Below are 17299 nucleotides of genomic sequence, written 5' to 3'. Positions count from 1 at the left end.
GTGCAGTCCCCCAAGCCTAGGCAGCCCGGGACATTGCAGCAATCACCTTATGTGCCAGTGACACTGACCGTTACGCTCAAATCGCAGGCAACAAAAAACCCGCCGAAGCGGGTTTTTCATTTACAACAAGGCTTACTTGGCGTTCGTCGGGGTTGCCCCTTCGACGTGGCCCAAAACATCATCTTTAGGCTCGTCGGCAATGCCGCGACCGCCCGAGGCCAGCTCGGATTGCAGCACGTCGGTGTCCAATTCCTTGACCCACTTGGCCACAACAATGGTGGCAACCGCGTTACCGATCAGGTTGGTCAACGCGCGGGCTTCGGACATGAAACGGTCGATACCCAGGATCAGCGCCAGGCCGGCAACCGGCAGGTGGCCAACAGCGGACAAGGTAGCGGCCAGTACGATGAAGCCACTACCGGTCACGCCGGCAGCGCCTTTGGAGGACAGCAGCAACACCACCAGCAGAGTGATCTGGTGAGTGATGTCCATGTGGGTGTCGGTGGCCTGAGCAATGAACACTGCCGCCATGGTCAGGTAGATCGCCGTACCGTCGAGGTTGAACGAGTAGCCGGTCGGGATCACCAGACCTACCACGGATTTCTGCGCCCCCAGACGCTCCATTTTGATCAGCATGCGTGGCAGTACCGACTCCGAAGAGGAAGTACCCAGCACGATCAACAGCTCTTCACGGATGTAGCGGATCACTTTCAGAACGCTGAAGCCGTGAGCACGAGCAATACCACCCAGCACCACCAGAATGAACAGCAGGCAGGTGATGTAGAAGCAGGCCATCAATTGACCGAGTTGCACCAGCGAGCCAACGCCATAAGCACCGATGGTGAACGCCATGGCACCCAAGGCACCGAGCGGCGCGAGCTTCATGATCATGTTGATGATGTTGAACATCACGTGGGCGAAACGGTCGATGAAGTCCAGGATCGGCTTGCCGTAGGCACCCAGGCGATGCAGGGCGAAACCGAAGATCACCGAGAACATCAGTACTTGCAGGATATCGCCCGTGGCGAACGCACCAATGATGGTGGTCGGGATGACGTTAAGCAGGAAGCCAACGACGCTTTGATCCGCACCGGCAGCCACATAGGTAGCGATTTTGGAGGCATCCAGCGTGGTGACATCGATGTGCATGCCGTTACCCGGCTGCACGATGTTGACCACCACCAGACCGACCAGCAGTGCAATGGTCGAAACGATTTCGAAGTAGAGCAGCGCGTAACCGCCGGTCTTGCCGACCGACTTCATGTTCTGCATGCCCGCGATACCGCTGACGACGGTGCAGAAAATGATGGGAGCGATGATCATTTTGATCAGTTTGATGAACCCGTCACCCAACGGCTTGAGGGCTACACCGGTCTGCGGGTAGAAGTGACCGAGCAGGATGCCGATGGCGATGGCAACGATCACCTGGAAATACAGGGATTTGTACAGTGGCTGACGAGTCGTCATTGCAAAGTTCCTCAAGAGCGCCCGGTGACAACATCCATCTGTTGCCCAAGACACTTCAATTGCGAACCCTCCTGCACTGGAGGGATTTGTTTTGTCGAGCTGCGCAACGGCAGGCATCTGCTGGTTGTATCGCAAGGCCCGTGCCACATTCGCCAAAAAGCCTGCGAGCCTTTTGACATCAAGGGTTACAGGTTTCTTTTGGTCACCAACCAGTTACAACTATGTGGCGGATTTCCGCCAACCCGCCTGACCTCGTCCTGTAATTTGGCGGATATCCGCCTTGTTCATCGTCGATGGGCACCGCTACCATCCATTGCTCAGTGGACGGACCTGCCCCATGCGTGAACGCACCATCGCCAGCCATTTCGCCCGTGCCGCCCTCGGCGGCGCACGCCGACGTGGCTACGACTATTCGAGCCTGCTGCAGCAACTGGGGATCAGCCCCGAGTTGCTTGAAGAACCGCGCGCCCGAATCGCGCCGGAACAGTTCACCCGGTTGATCCAGGGATTGTGGCTGGCCCTGGACGACGAATACCTGGGCTTCGGGCAGGCCCCGAGCAAACCCGGCAGCTTCGCGATGATGTGCCACGCGGTGATCCACTGCCGCACGCTGGAGAAAGCACTCAATCGCGGCCTGTTGTTTTACAGCCTGTTTCCCGGGGCGCCGCGTCTGACCTTGAGCCGCGAAGGCGAGATGATTCGCCTGAGCCTCGACGATTCGCCGCTGTGGGACCCGGACCACTTCCTCAGCGAAAGCCTGCTGGTGATCTGGCATCGGTTCGGCAGCTGGCTGATCGGCCAGCGCATTCGTCTGGAGCACGCCACATTCAGCTACCCGAGGCCCGAGCACGGGGCCGAATACGACTTGCTGTTTTCCTGCCCGCTAACGTTCGATACTACTCAGAGTAGCCTGCTGTTCCACAGCCGCTACCTGAACATGCCGCTGTTGCAGGACGAACGAACCCTCAAGCACTTTCTCGAGCGCTCCCCCGCCGACCTGCTGTCACGCCCCGACGAAGGCGACAGCCTGAGCAGCCAATTGCGGCGCTTGCTCAGCCGCGACAGTGCACGCTGGCTGGACCTGGAAGCAGTGGCGGCGCACCTGCACATCAGCCCGCAAACCTTGCGTCGGCATTTGCGTGAGGAAGGCACGAGTTTTCAGGAATTGAAGGATCAGTTACGCCGGGACATCGCGATTTATCACCTGGGGCGGGCGGATCTATCGTTGCAACAGATTGCCGAGCAGTTGGGGTTTTCCGAACCTTCGGCGTTTCATCGGGCGTTCAAGAAGTGGACGGGGTTGACGCCGGGGGCTTATCGGGCGCAGGAGAACTGATTTCACAACTTTGCAGGCAGCCATGCTGTTGTGGCGAGGGAGCTTGCTCCCGCTGGGTTGCGAAGCGACCCCAAACCCGGCAATCACGGTTTTTCAGACACACCGCAAACTCAGGTTTTGCGACTGCTTCGCAGCCGAGCGGGAGCAAGCTCCCTCGCCACAATAAGTGCTCTCACCACAGACTTTCGTCAGCCTTGTGGATCGAGGTTATCCAGCACCCGGTTGACGGCCAGCTCACCGAGCATGACCACCGATTGAATCCCCAACATCATGTTGCGATGGGGCATGTCCATCAGCCCGGCGAACTCACAGAGCATCCCGCTGGCTGACGCCCGGGATTCGCAGGCGTTGACCAGCAGGGTTTCGTTATCAAAAAGAGGTGGCAGCTGTACCCTGGTTAGCAGACCAGGACTCTAGAACCCGGCGCACCGAAGTGCCTTATCTACCTCACCTCGAATTTGTCGACGTACATGTCATCTCTATTACGAATAATGATTGATTTTATTCTGCTCTTGCCCGGCGCACTGAAACTGACATGGGCGTATTGGTAGAGACTCGTATAAGGCAATGGCATCGTGCCAATGACATTGCCTCGTTCATCCATATAAACGACTGCATTCTCTTCGTGCAACTGGTGCGAAACGAACAAAAAGCTGACATGACTGGCTAAACCCGGAAGGGTGATTTCAACCGTGCCTAGCATGTTCAGCGTGACGCGTCCGAGTAGCGACGTGTAGTTTCTGTCGGTGGTATGAACATTCGTCAAATGAACAATTCCGCCCAGTGACTTTAGCGTTATTCCACTTGCAAACTTATGTACGGAGCCGGGGTTAAAACCAATCAGAGGTGAACTTTCGAAGTCTTCAGAGCCGGCATACGATCTAAGGCTGACGATGTAGTTAACGTCCTTGAAGACAACGGTATGACCGCCGACTGTTACCTCGACCTTGAGTGTTATTTCGGCATTATCAAATAACGCATCGAGCCATGGACGCGATATTGCCTGGGTCAATCCGTTTGTCACGTCCTGTTCTGTTATACGGTGGTTCTGCAAAACCGGAAGCGGTGCATGATTTCTATCCACGACCGTTACATTAATGCTCTGCCCGATCGCTATAGATACCCATGGGAGAAGTCGGAAGGTAGCGTCGACCTCAAAATCATCGAGATTTAGTCCACCCGCCTTCGCCTGCAGAATTTCCGCTACCGGCAAACGGGCATCGCCGTCCTCAATCCGTGCAACAGTCACCAACAACGCCCCTGACCGGGCAATCGCCTTGCCACCCCGAATCAACAACCAGCGAAACCTCAGTTGGCTCCCTTGCCGCTCCGCAAGAAATGCCTGGGTCAGGACAGTGTTCGTCCGCTTGTTCGTGTTGAAAGCCACCGCTGGAAATGGCGTGGCACCGGTCGGCGGGTTGATTTCGATCAACTGAGCCTTGTCCCCGGCACGGGCGTCCAGATACTCGACGCGCAGGGTGGCCAGCTCAAAAGGATCGAGGGGCCTGGCAGTGCCGACCAGCGTTGGAGGATTCAGTTTGATCGCGCCTTCGCCAATGACCTGCGCCTCGGCCACTTTGGAAACACCAATGACCTTGCCTCCCCTGATCTGCTCATAAGTCACGGACACCTGGCTATCCAGAAGAATCTTGGCCACCGGTACCGGCAATTTTTGAATAAAAGGCAGTCGACTGACCGTGGCTTCTGCACTGTGCCTCACCACCGGCCCAGTCTCTGGCGTACATGCGTAACTCACTCGAACGATATCGCCGGCCATCCAGAGTGGCGAAAACACATGGACCAGCACGTACAGAAAGTCCTTCACCTTGCCCAGATCAATGGTGCTCGGGTCATCGGAGGGATCATCCGGGTTCTCGCTCAGATCCGGAGCCGTCAGCGTGACGCGCTCCGTATCGACATTGGCCTTGATCGTGCGCGACCAACGCCGCTTGTCGGTCGGGTTGTTCACCTGGGAAACCACGGTGTAGGAGATCGCAAACTCCGGGTGACTACCGGCCCGTTCGAACATCGCCCGCGTGATGACGATCACGTACGGTTTGCCTTCCTCACCGGGTTGCACCGTGAAGGTGAAACGCTCGCGATTAAGCTCCAGGGTGATGACGTCATAGGCGTTCATGAACGGATAGCGCAACGTGAGACGTACACCTTTATCCACCTCGTCCTTGCCGATCTGAGGCGGATTGCCCAGTTCGGGCGGCGGGCTGATGTCCAGATGGGGATGAGCCCCTGTACCGGGAACGTGATTCCCGCCGGGAAGGTCGCGGTGATAAAGCGCCCATGACTCGGTTGATGGGCCACTGTTGCCGCTGGTGCGTTCCACCTCGTAAGTGAAAACATGCACGCCGTCATTCAGAAGCGACTGGAAGACGTTGAAATACACAGGATCGTTCTGATCGGCCGGGGCCACCGGTTTGCGCTCGATCAACTGCGGCTGAGTATCCCGAGGCCCCTTCACGTACAGCGCAATGTTGAGATAACCCTCAAGAAACGGCGGATCGACCACAGCCTGAACCGCCCCTTCCCGACTGCCGTCCCTTTTGACGACCTCCCTGAAACTTGCTTGCGGCAGGCCCTCCACCGGCACGTCGACAGGCGGCGGCGGATCGACGATAACGCCAGGTATCGCCCCCGCAAATTTCACGGGTGAAAGCGCCAGCACACCAAGGTTTGTTTGATTGACCGTCATGGGACACCTCTAGTCGTCGACAGGGGCCGCGAGCGCGACCGGATCAGCACAATCAGACACTTGAGCAAAGCCCATGACTACTGTCAGAAATAACAGGTAGAGACCGTATTAAGACGAACGGTCGACAAGTGGGGGGGCATTGGTTGATCTTTTAAGCCCAAAAAACGGCCCGCGAAGGCCGTTTCCTGTGAGGAGTAGATACCGTCGACTAACCAGCGGTATTCTGCGGATCGAGGTTATCCAGCACTCGATTGACAGCCAACTCACCGAGCATGACCACCGATTGAATCCCCAACATCATGTTGCGATGTGGCATGTCCATTAACCCGGCGAACTCACTGAGCATCACGCTGGCTGATGCCAGGGATTCGCAGGCGTTGACCAGCAGGGTTTCGTTATCGACCTTCGCACCGACATGGTAAATGGTGCTGGGTTTGCGCTTGGTGTCTTTGGGAGTGGGTGGTTTGAGGTAGTGGTCGAGGGCGCGGTCGGCGGCTTCGTGGAGTTTTTTGGAATCGAGGGATTCGTAGGGGGAGACGTCGTCGGGTGCTGGTGGATTAGGTGTTGGTTTGAACATGGATAAAGCCTCCTAGAGTCATGGAGCCGCCACTGTTCGCTGCGAGACGAAAGAAGGTGGCAGCTATACGCGGGTCGCAGACCGGGACTCTAGAACCGGCAGACCCGAAGGTCTCCCACGTACAGCCGCCATAACATGAACGGAGGATGTTGTGCGTCTAGAGATACACGGGCTGCGAGACCCGATCACTGATTGGTCAGCGACCCGGAAACGATATAGGCCGGCCTCAAGGCGCACTAGCCGGCGGATTCTGGCGTAGTCGTAGGCAGCGGCGCAAGGATGTGTAGCCTGGGTGAGTGTCTGGAGATGTCTTTTAAACATCCACGTTTAAAATCAAAAGATCGCAGCCTCGTTGCACTCGACAGCTCCTACAGGTGGACGCAAATCCCTGTAGGAGCTGTCGAGTGCAACGAGGCTGCGATCTTTTCGGCCAAGCCCCTACATCAAACCACCGGAAAATGAATCCGGAACGCCGCGCCGCCCATCGGCGAATCCCCCAGCGTCAGCTTGGCGCTGTAGCTTTCGATGATGTCCTTGACCACCGCCAAGCCAATCCCCTGCCCCGGATGCTGGCGGTCCAGCCGCTCGCCGCGCTCGAGAATCCGTGCGCGTTGGTCCGGTGGTACACCGGGGCCATCGTCTTCAATGCAAAGCTCAATGCTACTGAGGGTTTCGCGCACGCTGATGCGTACTTCGTTCAGGCACAGGCGATAGGCGTTTTCCAGCAGGTTGCCCATCATTTCCAGCAAGGCGCCCTGCTCGATCGGTACGTAGCACTGATCCGGCAGATCGAAGGCGACCCGCACGCGTTTGTCGCGGTAGACCTTGTCCAGGGTGTCGCAGAGGCTTTGCAGCACCGGGCGCAGGCGTACCTGATGGCGCACCAGACCACTTTTGCGCAGGCTGGCCCGTTGCAGTTGATAGCTGATCTGCTGGCTCATGCGTTCGATCTGGGTTTGCAGCACCCAGGCCTGATCGCGCTCTTGCGGCTTTTGCGCCATGTCTTCGCTGACCCCTTGCAACACCGCCAGCGGGGTTTTCAGGCTGTGGGCCAGGTCGTCGAGGGAGTCGCGGTAACGGCTGCGCTGTTCACGCTCGCTGTGCAGCAAACGGTTGAGCGAGCCGGTCAGGCGCAGCAGTTCACGCGGGTGTTGTTCGCTGAGGCTTTCGCGGGTGCCGCTTTCGATCTGGTCCAGCTCCTGGCTCAGTCGGCTCAACGCCTGCAAGCCCCAGGTCAGGCCAACCCAGAGCAAAACGAGCAACACCAGCAGCGCGGCACCGAAGCCCAGGTAGAGGTTTTCCCGCAGGCCTTCGAGGGTGGCTTCGTATTCGCGCACCGGTTGCAGCGCGACGATGCTGAACGCCGCGCTTTTGCCGCCGAGCAGCTTGACCTCGACGTCATAGACGAAAAACTCTTCACCATTGGCCTCGCGAATCCTCGCGAACTCGTTGCCGCGTCCGTCGTAACGCGGCTTGTAGTTGATGTTCTCTTCCTGGGTGGCCTTCGAGCGCCAGACCAGGTGACCTTCGCGGTCATAGATGTAGCCGAGCAATCGGCTGTCGGCGAGGTTGAAACGCTCATCGGGCAACTGCGCCGGCATTTGCAAGCGGTTGTTATCCACCCGGGCGGCGGAGATCAGCGTGGTGACGTCCGACGCCAGGCGCTGCTCGATGGAGTCCTGCAACGCCAGGCTGAACGCGCCCTGCATCGCCGGCAGTAACGCCAGCATGAACAACACCGCCAGGGTGGTGGCGGCGAGCATCAAGCGGACACGAAGGGAACGAATCAAGTGCAGCGCTCATTGAACAGGTAGCCGAGGCCACGCACGGTATCGATCGGCTTGAACCCGGCCGGGCCTTCGAGTTTGCGACGCAAGCGGCCGACCAGCACTTCGATCACATTTGGATCGCGCTCGTCGTCATCCGGGTAGAGCTGCTCCATCAAGCGGTCCTTGGCCACCACTTGCTGGTGATGGCGCATCAGGTATTCGAGGATCCGGTATTCGTAGGCGGTCAGCGCCAGCGGCTGGTCATCGAGGGACGCCTGTTTGCGATTGAGGTCCAACAGCAAGGGACCGGCGACGATGGTCGACTGGGTGAAACCGCTGGAGCGACGCAGCAAGGCATTGAGCCGGGCGTCCAGCTCTTCGAACTGGAACGGCTTGACCACGTAGTCGTCGGCACCGGCGGCGAGGCCTTCGACCTTGTCTTGCCAGTTGCCGCGCGCGGTGAGGATCAGGATCGGAAACGTCTTGCCTTGGGAGCGCAGCTGACGAATCAGGTCGAGCCCGCCCATGCCCGGCAGACCGAGGTCGATCACCGCCAGGTCATGGTTGAACTGCTCGGCCTGATGCAACGCATCGATGGCGTTGGCCACGGCCTCGACCACGTGGCCGCTGTCCGTCAAACGGGTCTGCAGGTGATGGCGCAACAGCGCTTCATCTTCGACAACCAGCAATTTCATAAGGCTCTCCGGGGCAAATCAACATCTCCAAAGGTCAGTTAAGCCTGCTCCCACAGGTTGCGAGGCTTAACTGACTGGCAACCAAACGCTGTTTAGAAAGCGTAGTTGGCGGACAAGTACGTCTGGGCGCTACTGGTCAAGTCCAGCGAACCCTGTTTGCTGCCGCCGCGCTCGCTCATCTCGGTGCTGGCGTTGCTACGCAGGTAACGGTAACCCAGCTCGACCGAGGTGTTTTGCGTAACTTGCTGCAACACACCGACCTGGCCGCCAATGGCGTAACCGATGTCGCTGTCGCGGCTGAAGCCTGGCGATTCCTGGGTCATTTTGGTCAAACCGGCCGTGGCACCGCCGAACAGTTTGGTGCTGCCACCCACTGGGTAAAACAGATCGTAGCTGCCCAGCAGGTTTTCCTGACGCAGTTTAATGCCATTATGCGAGCCCGACACGTTGTCGTAAGTGGCGTAGTAGCGGCCCTGGCTGTCTTGCTGGCCCACACGCAAACCCCAGGTGTTGTCCTTGCCGATCACACCGTCGGCGTTAGGGTGGTTGAGGTTGTCGTTCAGGGCACTGGATTTTTTAACTTTGTCGCTGGTCTGGCCAAAGGTCAGGCCGGCGAAATTGGTGGTGTCGGCATGGGCGGCAACACTGGCGCCCATCACGGTGAAAGCCAGCAGCAGTTTTTTCAAAGTAGTCATTGGGGAATTTCCTCATGCGCTATGTGCTTTTTGGGTACGGGGCAAGGTTACTGACCTCACCCTGTACAGCCCCTGAACGCACTCTGAACCTGGGCTGAATCAAATCGACTACGCTGTCTTGACGTTTGTTTATAAGGAGATTCAGCCATGCGTGTGTTGCTCGCCCTTGTATTACTGGCCGTGAGCGGGGTCAGCCAGGCCGCCATCAAGACCCAGGAAATTCCCTATCAGAGTGCCGATGGCACCAAGCTGATTGGCTATTACGCCTACGACGACGCCATTAGAGGTCCGCGTCCGGGTGTGGTGGTGGTACATGAATGGTGGGGGCTCAACGACTACGCCAAGCGACGCGCCCGCGATCTGGCCGGTCTGGGCTACAGCGCGCTGGCGATCGACATGTATGGCGACGGCAAGAACACCGAACACCCCAAGGACGCCATGGCGTTCATGCAAGCCGCGACAAAGGACAGCGCAGCAGCCAGCGCGCGGTTTCAGGCCGGGCTCGATTTGCTGAAGAAACAGCCACAGACCGATCCGGCCAAACTGGCGGCCATCGGCTATTGCTTCGGTGGCGCAGTGGTGCTGAATGCCGCTCGTCAGGGCTTGCCGCTGGCGGGCGTGGTGAGTTTCCACGGTGCACTGGCGACCAATACGCCGGCGGTGCCTGGCAGTGTGAAGGCGAAAATCCTGGTGGAGCATGGCGCCCTGGACAGCATGGTCACAGCGGAAAACGTGACGGCGTTCAAGACGGAAATGGACAAGGCCGGTGCCGACTATAAATTTGTCAGCCTCGAAGGCGCCAAGCATGGCTTCAGCAACCCTGATGCGGATCGTCTGAGCCATGGCGATCATGGCGGGCCGGACATTGGTTACAACAAGGCCGCCGATGAGAAGTCGTGGGCGGACATGCAGGCGTTTTTCAAGAAGATCTTTGGCTGATCAGATAGACCTCTGTGGCGAGGGGGCTTGCCCCCGTTGGGCTGCGAAGCAGCCCCAAAACCTGCAACCGTATTTCGTCAGGTACAACGCGTTTGCCGCCTTTACGACTGCTACGCAGCCGAGCGGGAGCAAGCTCCCTCACCACAAAAGCCCTGCTGCCACTACCCAGCCTCAAGGCAACCCGGCAAAATGCCCGTCATGAATCCCGTCCCCGCCCTACCCGCCTACTGCACCCCGCTCGACGCCCATTGGCCGCTGCCGTTTGTGCTGCCCGATACGGTCCTGCTGGGCACTCACTTCGATACCAAGCAATTGGCCAGCGATGATTTCCAGCGCAGCGCCATCGAGCCGCCCGCGAGCATCCAGCGCTCGGTGGCCAAGCGTCAGGCCGAGTTTCTCGCCGGGCGGATTTGCGCTCGGGCCGCGTTGCAACAGCTGGAAGGGCTGAGCTTCATTCCGGCCATTGGTGAAGACCGCGCACCGGTGTGGCCAGCGCATATCACCGGTTCGATCACCCACAGCACCGGCCGGGCCGCGGCGATTGTCGCGAACAAGGCCCATTGGCGCGGTTTGGGGATGGACCTGGAAAACCTGCTCGACGCAGAACGGGCCGAACGCCTGGCCGGAGAGATTCTCACCGGGCCTGAGTTGCGGCGCATGGCCGCCGGGGCTCGCGATCAGTTGGCGATGGTGGTGACGCTGACGTTTTCGGTGAAGGAAAGCCTGTTCAAGGCGCTCTACCCGATCGTCCAAAAGCGCTTCTATTTCGAACACGCCGAAGTGCTGGAGTGGAGCGAGGGCGGTGAAGTGCGGTTGCGGTTGCTGACCGACCTGTCCAGTGAGTGGCGCAGCGGCACCGAACTGGACGCGCAGTTTGCGGTGATGGATGGGCAGTTGTTGAGTCTGGTCAGTATCAAGGCCTGAAGCCCCCTGTCACGTGCCCAACCTCAACGCCGCTCCTGATTCCTCGGCCAGCTCAAACTGAAACACGCCCCGCCCAGGCTTTTGCTCTTGCTGATCAGCGCTCGCCCGTCGTGCCAATGGATGATCCGCCGCACGATCGACAACCCCAGCCCATGACCACCCGAAGCGCGGGTGCGGCTGTCGTCGAGGCGCAGGAACGGGGTGAAGATTTTCTCCCACGCGGTTTCCGGCACGCCCGGCCCGTCATCCTCGACATCCACCCGACAGCGCTGCTGCCCCACCTGATAGCTGACGGTCACCCGTGAATGGGCATGGCGCATGGCGTTGCTCACCAGGTTCTGCAACGCCCGGTGCAAGTAGCGCGGCTCGGCTTCAACCCAGGCGCCGTCGCAATCGGCGGCCGACAGGCACAAGCCGCGCTGTACCGTGACCTCGGCGCGCAACGGCGCCAGTTCCTCGATCACCTGATTGACCAATGCATCCAGATCGATCCGCTGGAAATTCAGCGCCGGCGAGCCCTGCTCCAGCCGCGCATAGGTGAGCATCTCGTCGACCAGTCGATCGAGGTCTTCGATGTCGTGGTCCATGCCCTCGCGGTATTTCTCCAGCGCCTCAGGCGTGGTGGCCGAGCCGATCATCTCCAGGCCAAAGCGCAGGCGCGCCACCGGTGTGCGCAATTCGTGGGACACGGCACGCACCAGTTCTCGCTGAATCGCCAACAATTGCTGCAAGTGCTCGGCCATGCCGTTGAACGCCGAGGCCAGCCGCCCCACCGAGTCGGCGCCACGGGCCGGTACGCGGGTTTCCAGGCTGCCCTTGGCAATTCGCGTGGCGGCGGCTTCCAGACCGCGCAAACGACGCTCCAGTTGCCGCACCAACAGATAGACAATCAAACCGATCAGGCTCAGGCCAAGGGCCGCGATCAGCACCAGCCACTCGGGCGGGTAAGGATTCATCTGATACAGCGGGCCGATTTCCAACACCCACGGCGTACCGACCATGCCGGCAAACACCCGGATCGAATCGCCGCCCTTGCCCAGCGCCATCACCGTGTCGCCTTCTGACACGCGGCGGCTCTGGTCTTCGTCCATGTCGGCTTCATCGACCGTCACCAGCCGCAGATCGAAGCCGAAACCCTTATCTTCCTTTAACTGCTCCAGACGCTTGGGCTGCTCGGCCACCGGGTAGCGCACCAGTTCATCGGCCAGCAGGTAGATGGTCGCCCGCGCCAGTTGCTCGCTGATCTGCTGGACTTCACCGGTGAGCACCAACTGCTCCTTTTCGCTGACCAGGCGATAAACCTTCGCCGCATGCGGACCGGTCTGCTCCACCAGGGCCTGGCCGTGCAACACGCGGGTGCGCTGGGTCAGGTCGAGGTCGGTCTGGGGGAACGTCTTCAGCGCCAGCGGAATCCCGAGCAAGCGCTCCCACAACAGCAACGCCCGATGGCGCTCGGTTTCGTTCATCGGTTGCAGGTTATCGGCCATCAGCGAGAAGGTGCCGTGGGCCAGGCGCTCGCGGTACTGCTCGCTGCGCACCTGGTTAAGCAGGTGCAACGCCAGCACGCCGAGTACGGCCACCAGAATCAGCGCCGCGCACATGCCGCCATAAATACGCAGGAAGATCGAGTTCACAGGGTGCAGGCTTCCGGCACGAACAAATAGCCTTTGCTGCGGACGGTCTTGATCAGCCGCGGATGGTCCGGGTCATCGCCGATCTTGGGGCGGATGCGCGAGATGCGCACGTCGATCGAGCGGTCCTGGCCGTCATAACCGATACCGCGCAGCGCGGTGAATATTTCTTCGCGGGACAGAATACGCCCGGCATTGGCCACCAGCAGCCAGAGCAGATCGAACTCGGCACTGGTCAATTCGATGCCTTTGTCATGCAGCCAGGCTTCGCGCAATGCGTTGTCCACCACCAATGGGCCGAACTGCAGGCGCCGTTGTTTTTCCTGGGGGACTTCAGGGGTTTCACTGCGCCGCAGCAGAGCCTGGATGCGCGCCAGCAATAAACGCGGACGCACCGGTTTGCAGACGTAGTCGTCGGCGCCCAGGTCCAGGCCAAGAATCTGATCGGTGTCATCGGTGCGCGCGGTGAGCATCAGGATCGGCCCGTCATAGCGGTCGCGAATCTTGCGGCAAATGCTCAAGCCATCTTCGCCGGGGAGCATCAGGTCGAGAATCACCAGGTCCGGTTTCTCCTTGATGATGCGTGCTGCGGCCAGGGCGCCATTACCCTCGATCGATACTCGCAGGCCATTGGCTTCCAGGTAATCGCGGGTCAGTTCGGCCAGACGCTGGTCGTCCTCGACAATCAATACCTGCCAGGCTTCTTGCTCCACGATGACCTCTGCTTGCCAACACCATCAATAAGGAAGGATCCACCCGTCTTTTTGTAATGATTGGGGAGGATAAGAATGCATCTGCATGGGCCGATTGTATAAACGCCACACGTCTGGAACACAAGCCGGTAAATGCGTTCGGACACAACGGTTTTTTGTGATAGGGTTCGCGCCCTTAAAAATCCGGATGACTGTTTTCTGTCGCTGAAAATCAGTGAAAAATGGTCGGCTCCAGCTAGGTCGCGGCCTACACGCCCGTTCCCTCTTTCACACACAATTTACGCACAGGTTTATCCACAGGTAGTACGTTGCAACACCCTCCAAAACGCATTATCTTGTACCTCGGCGCAAAAAAAACCCTACATGTAGGGTTTTACGCCAAAAACCAAACACAAACCGGACACCGATTTCAAGCGCTTTTATTGCCTCTTTCCGGTTGAACCAAACGTATTTTCGAAAGACCAAACCGCGTGTGCGGATGGCTACTGTTTTTAAGCCCGAAACGGCGATAACGGTACGGGTGTTGCAGTCATTTACTGCCACTCAAAACGGAATTCGGTTTCAGGCCCAAGGCGTGACACCAAAGACTTCGGCATGGAAGCGGCGCCCAATAGCCCCCTTCCTGATCTGTCCCGAAGTTGGTATGCCCGGCCCTCGCCGGTTGTAGTGCTTCAGGACAGAACGGTGGGCACCGTGATGGTGCCCAAACAAACATAGAGAATGTGGAGACAACCCCCCATGCAAACCGACACAACTCGCGAGAACCCGCAAGGCACCTTGCCGCAGGCCGCCGATTCGAATTCGGATCTGTCCGCCACCGCGCCTGGCCAACTGCGCGTGATCAAGCGTAACGGCACTGTCGTCCCTTACACCGATGACAAGATCACCGTCGCCATCACCAAAGCGTTTCTCGCAGTTGAGGGCGGCACCGCTGCCGCTTCGTCGCGAATCCACGACACCGTTGCCCGCCTGACCGAACAAGTCACCGCGACTTTCAAGCGTCGCATGCCTTCGGGCGGCACCATCCACATCGAAGAAATCCAGGACCAGGTCGAACTGGCCCTGATGCGTGCCGGCGAGCAGAAAGTCGCCCGCGACTATGTGATCTACCGTGACTCCCGCGCCAAAGAGCGCGCAGCGCACTCCCCTGCCGAAGAAGCCGTCAACGCTCACCCATCGATCCGCATCACCCGCGCCGATGGCAGCCTCGCACCGCTGGACATGGGTCGTCTGAACACCATCGTTACCGAAGCGTGCGAAGGCCTGGAAGAAGTCGACGGCGAGCTGATCCAGCGCGAAACCCTGAAAAACCTGTACGACGGCGTGGCCCTGACCGACGTCAACACCGCCCTGGTGATGACCGCCCGTACGCTGGTCGAGCGTGAGCCGAACTACTCGTTCGTGACCGCCCGCCTGCTGATGGACACCCTGCGTGCCGAAGGCCTGGGCTTCCTCGGTGTCGCCGACAGCGCGACCCACCACGAAATGGTCGACCTGTATGCCAAGGCACTGCCTGCATACATCGCCAAAGGTATCGAATTCGAATTGCTGAACCCGGTTCTGGCGTCCTTCGACCTGGAAAAACTCGGCAAGGCGATCAACCACGAGCGCGATCAGCAGTTCACGTACCTGGGCCTGCAAACCCTGTACGACCGTTACTTCATTCACAAGGACGGTATCCGCTTCGAACTGCCACAGATTTTCTTCATGCGCGTGGCCATGGGCCTGGCGATCGAAGAGAAGCAGAAAGAAGACCGTGCGATCGAGTTCTACAACCTGTTGTCGTCCTTCGACTACATGTCCTCGACCCCGACCCTGTTCAACGCCGGTACCCTGCGTCCACAGCTGTCGAGCTGCTACCTGACCACCGTGCCGGATGACCTGTCGGGCATTTACCACGCGATCCACGACAACGCCATGTTGTCGAAATTCGCAGGCGGCCTGGGCAACGACTGGACCCCGGTTCGGGCGCTGGGTTCGTACATCAAGGGCACCAACGGCAAATCCCAGGGCGTCGTGCCGTTCCTGAAAGTGGTGAACGACACCGCCGTCGCCGTTAACCAGGGTGGCAAGCGCAAAGGCGCTGTCTGTGCCTACCTGGAAACCTGGCACATGGACATCGAAGAGTTCATCGAACTGCGTAAGAACACCGGTGATGACCGTCGTCGTACCCACGACATGAACACCGCCAACTGGATCCCTGACCTGTTCATGAAGCGTGTCTTCGATGACGGCAAGTGGACCCTGTTCTCGCCGTCCGAAGTACCGGACCTGCACGACCTGACCGGCAAGGCCTTCGAAGAGCGTTACGAGTACTACGAAGCCCTGACCGAGTACCCGGGCAAGGTCAAGCTGTTCAAGACCATTCAGGCCAAAGACCTGTGGCGCAAAATGCTGTCCATGCTGTTTGAAACCGGCCACCCATGGCTGACCTTCAAAGACCCGTGCAACCTGCGCAGCCCGCAGCAGCACGTGGGCGTGGTTCACAGCTCGAACCTGTGCACCGAGATCACCTTGAACACCAACAAGGACGAGATCGCCGTTTGCAACCTGGGCTCGATCAACCTGCCGAACCACATCGTCGACGGCAAGCTGGACACCGCCAAGCTGCAACGCACCGTGAACACCGCCGTGCGCATGCTCGATAACGTGATCGACATCAACTACTACTCGGTGCCGCAAGCGAAGAACTCCAACTTCAAGCACCGTCCGGTCGGTCTGGGCATCATGGGCTTCCAGGACGCTCTGTACCTGCAGCACATCCCTTACGGTTCCGACGCTGCCGTCGAATTCGCCGACAAGTCGATGGAAGCGGTCAGCTACTACGCGATCCAGGCTTCCTGCGACCTGGCTGACGAGCGTGGCGCCTACGAGACGTTCCAGGGTTCGCTGTGGTCCAAAGGCATCCTGCCGCTGGATTCGCAACAGATCCTGATCGAGCAGCGTGGCCAGAAGTACATCGACGTTGACCTGAACGAAACCCTGGACTGGGCACCGGTTCGCGCCCGTGTGCAGAAAGGCATTCGTAACTCCAACATCATGGCCATCGCACCGACCGCAACCATCGCCAACATCACCGGCGTGTCGCAGTCGATCGAACCGACCTACCAGAACCTCTATGTGAAATCGAACCTGTCGGGCGAATTCACCGTGATCAACCCGTACCTGGTTCGCGACCTGAAGGCTCGCGGCCTGTGGGACTCGGTCATGATCAACGACCTGAAGTACTACGACGGTTCGGTGCAGCAGATCGAGCGCATCCCGCAAGAACTCAAAGAGCTCTACGCGACGGCCTTCGAAGTGGACACCAAGTGGATCGTCGACGCCGCCAGCCGTCGTCAGAAGTGGATCGACCAGGCTCAGTCGCTGAACCTGTACATCGCCGGCGCTTCGGGCAAAAAACTGGACGTGACCTACCGCATGGCCTGGTACCGTGGTCTGAAAACCACTTACTACCTCCGTGCCCTGGCCGCGACCAGCACCGAGAAGTCGACCATCAACACCGGTAAGCTGAACGCTGTTTCCAGCGGCGGCAACCACGGTGACGACTCGGTCCTGGCAGCCCCAGCCGGTCCAGCTCCAGTGCCGAAGGCCTGCGCCATCGACGAGCCGGATTGCGAAGCTTGCCAATAAGCTGAGCCGGTAGGCGCTCCAGGGCGCTTACCTGAAACCCCCGATGAGCCTCTGGCTGGTCGGGGGTTTTCTTTTGCCTCTGCCTTGTAGGAGCGAGGCTTGCCCGCGAAGAACGATGACGCGTAATACCTGAAAAACCGCAGTGCATTCTTCGCGGGCAAGCCTCGCTCCTACAGAATGAAAAAACCCCTCTTGCGAGGGGTTTCTTATGCA

12 protein-coding genes and 1 pseudogene are annotated in these 17299 nt (G+C 59.2%); 4 read left to right on the top strand and 9 right to left on the bottom strand.

Annotation, left to right across the window (positions count from 1 at the left end; genetic code table 11):
- Positions 1–132: 132 nt before the first annotated feature.
- A complete protein-coding gene (locus tag LOY28_RS06925; protein ID WP_111455173.1) occupies positions 133–1467 on the bottom strand; it encodes a dicarboxylate/amino acid:cation symporter in 1335 nt (444 codons plus the stop codon).
- 337 nt (positions 1468–1804) lie between these two features.
- Between LOY28_RS06925 and LOY28_RS06920 the strand changes: the two genes are divergently transcribed.
- A complete protein-coding gene (locus LOY28_RS06920) occupies positions 1805–2803 on the top strand; it encodes an AraC family transcriptional regulator (RefSeq protein ID WP_230139469.1) in 999 nt (332 codons plus the stop codon).
- A gap of 188 nt (positions 2804–2991) precedes the next feature.
- Here the strand turns inward: LOY28_RS06920 and LOY28_RS06915 are convergent.
- From LOY28_RS06915 to LOY28_RS06890, 6 genes and pseudogenes are all read right to left on the bottom strand, one after another.
- Positions 2992–3174, bottom strand: a pseudogene (locus LOY28_RS06915) (DUF6124 family protein); the annotation flags it as partial.
- Between the two features lie 71 nt (positions 3175–3245).
- Positions 3246–5510: a hypothetical protein gene (locus tag LOY28_RS06910; RefSeq protein ID WP_258613262.1), complete on the bottom strand. Its 2265-nt coding sequence runs from the start codon at positions 5508–5510 to the stop codon at positions 3246–3248.
- Between the two features lie 208 nt (positions 5511–5718).
- A complete protein-coding gene (locus tag LOY28_RS06905; protein ID WP_096480920.1) occupies positions 5719–6087 on the bottom strand; it encodes a DUF6124 family protein in 369 nt (122 codons plus the stop codon).
- Positions 6088–6530: 443 nt separating this feature from the next.
- Positions 6531–7877, bottom strand: coding sequence for an ATP-binding protein (locus LOY28_RS06900; protein WP_018926311.1), 1347 nt, complete (start codon positions 7875–7877; stop codon positions 6531–6533).
- Positions 7874–8551 (bottom strand): response regulator transcription factor, encoded by a 678-nt coding sequence (locus LOY28_RS06895; RefSeq protein WP_018926312.1) that lies wholly within the window; start codon positions 8549–8551, stop codon positions 7874–7876. Before LOY28_RS06895 ends, LOY28_RS06900 begins: the two co-directional genes overlap by 4 nt.
- A 92-nt stretch (positions 8552–8643) precedes the next feature.
- Entirely contained in the window at positions 8644–9246 is a 603-nt protein-coding gene (locus LOY28_RS06890) for a membrane protein (RefSeq protein WP_019581238.1), read from the bottom strand.
- Between the two features lie 147 nt (positions 9247–9393).
- Between LOY28_RS06890 and LOY28_RS06885 the strand changes: the two genes are divergently transcribed.
- Positions 9394–10185 (top strand): dienelactone hydrolase family protein, encoded by a 792-nt coding sequence (locus tag LOY28_RS06885; protein ID WP_258613261.1) that lies wholly within the window; start codon positions 9394–9396, stop codon positions 10183–10185.
- A 198-nt stretch (positions 10186–10383) separates the two neighbouring features.
- The gene (locus LOY28_RS06880; protein WP_258613260.1) at positions 10384–11109 is read left to right on the top strand and encodes a 4'-phosphopantetheinyl transferase; all 726 of its coding nucleotides are present in this window, start codon (positions 10384–10386) and stop codon (positions 11107–11109) included.
- 23 nt (positions 11110–11132) lie between these two features.
- Here the strand turns inward: LOY28_RS06880 and LOY28_RS06875 are convergent, their stop codons facing one another.
- A complete protein-coding gene (locus tag LOY28_RS06875) occupies positions 11133–12743 on the bottom strand; it encodes an ATP-binding protein (protein WP_086944558.1) in 1611 nt (536 codons plus the stop codon).
- Entirely contained in the window at positions 12740–13453 is a 714-nt protein-coding gene (locus tag LOY28_RS06870) for a response regulator (protein WP_086944557.1), read from the bottom strand. Before LOY28_RS06870 ends, LOY28_RS06875 begins: the two co-directional genes overlap by 4 nt.
- 738 nt (positions 13454–14191) lie before the next feature.
- Between LOY28_RS06870 and LOY28_RS06865 the strand changes: the two genes are divergently transcribed.
- Positions 14192–17086, top strand: coding sequence for a ribonucleoside-diphosphate reductase subunit alpha (locus tag LOY28_RS06865; protein WP_018926318.1), 2895 nt, complete (start codon positions 14192–14194; stop codon positions 17084–17086).
- Positions 17087–17299: the final 213 nt, after the last annotated feature.

It is taken from the genome of Pseudomonas sp. B21-017 (assembly GCF_024749245.1).
In the GTDB taxonomy this organism is placed as follows: Bacteria; Pseudomonadota; Gammaproteobacteria; order Pseudomonadales; family Pseudomonadaceae; genus Aquipseudomonas.
This window is presented reverse-complemented; position numbering and strand designations above follow the sequence as displayed.

Bases quoted from the DNA above. Each gene is read 5' to 3' on its own strand.
- LOY28_RS06920 (WP_230139469.1), top strand. From the start codon at position 1,805: ATGCGTGAACGCACCATCGCCAGCCATTTCGCCCGTGCCGCCCTCGGC.
- LOY28_RS06925 (WP_111455173.1), bottom strand. From the start codon at position 1,467: ATGACGACTCGTCAGCCACTGTACAAATCCCTGTATTTCCAGGTGATC.
- LOY28_RS06880 (WP_258613260.1), top strand. From the start codon at position 10,384: ATGAATCCCGTCCCCGCCCTACCCGCCTACTGCACCCCGCTCGACGCC.
- LOY28_RS06865 (WP_018926318.1), top strand. From the start codon at position 14,192: ATGCAAACCGACACAACTCGCGAGAACCCGCAAGGCACCTTGCCGCAG.
- LOY28_RS06890 (WP_019581238.1), bottom strand. From the start codon at position 9,246: ATGACTACTTTGAAAAAACTGCTGCTGGCTTTCACCGTGATGGGCGCC.
- LOY28_RS06910 (WP_258613262.1), bottom strand. From the start codon at position 5,510: ATGACGGTCAATCAAACAAACCTTGGTGTGCTGGCGCTTTCACCCGTG.
- LOY28_RS06895 (WP_018926312.1), bottom strand. From the start codon at position 8,551: ATGAAATTGCTGGTTGTCGAAGATGAAGCGCTGTTGCGCCATCACCTG.
- LOY28_RS06905 (WP_096480920.1), bottom strand. From the start codon at position 6,087: ATGTTCAAACCAACACCTAATCCACCAGCACCCGACGACGTCTCCCCC.
- LOY28_RS06885 (WP_258613261.1), top strand. From the start codon at position 9,394: ATGCGTGTGTTGCTCGCCCTTGTATTACTGGCCGTGAGCGGGGTCAGC.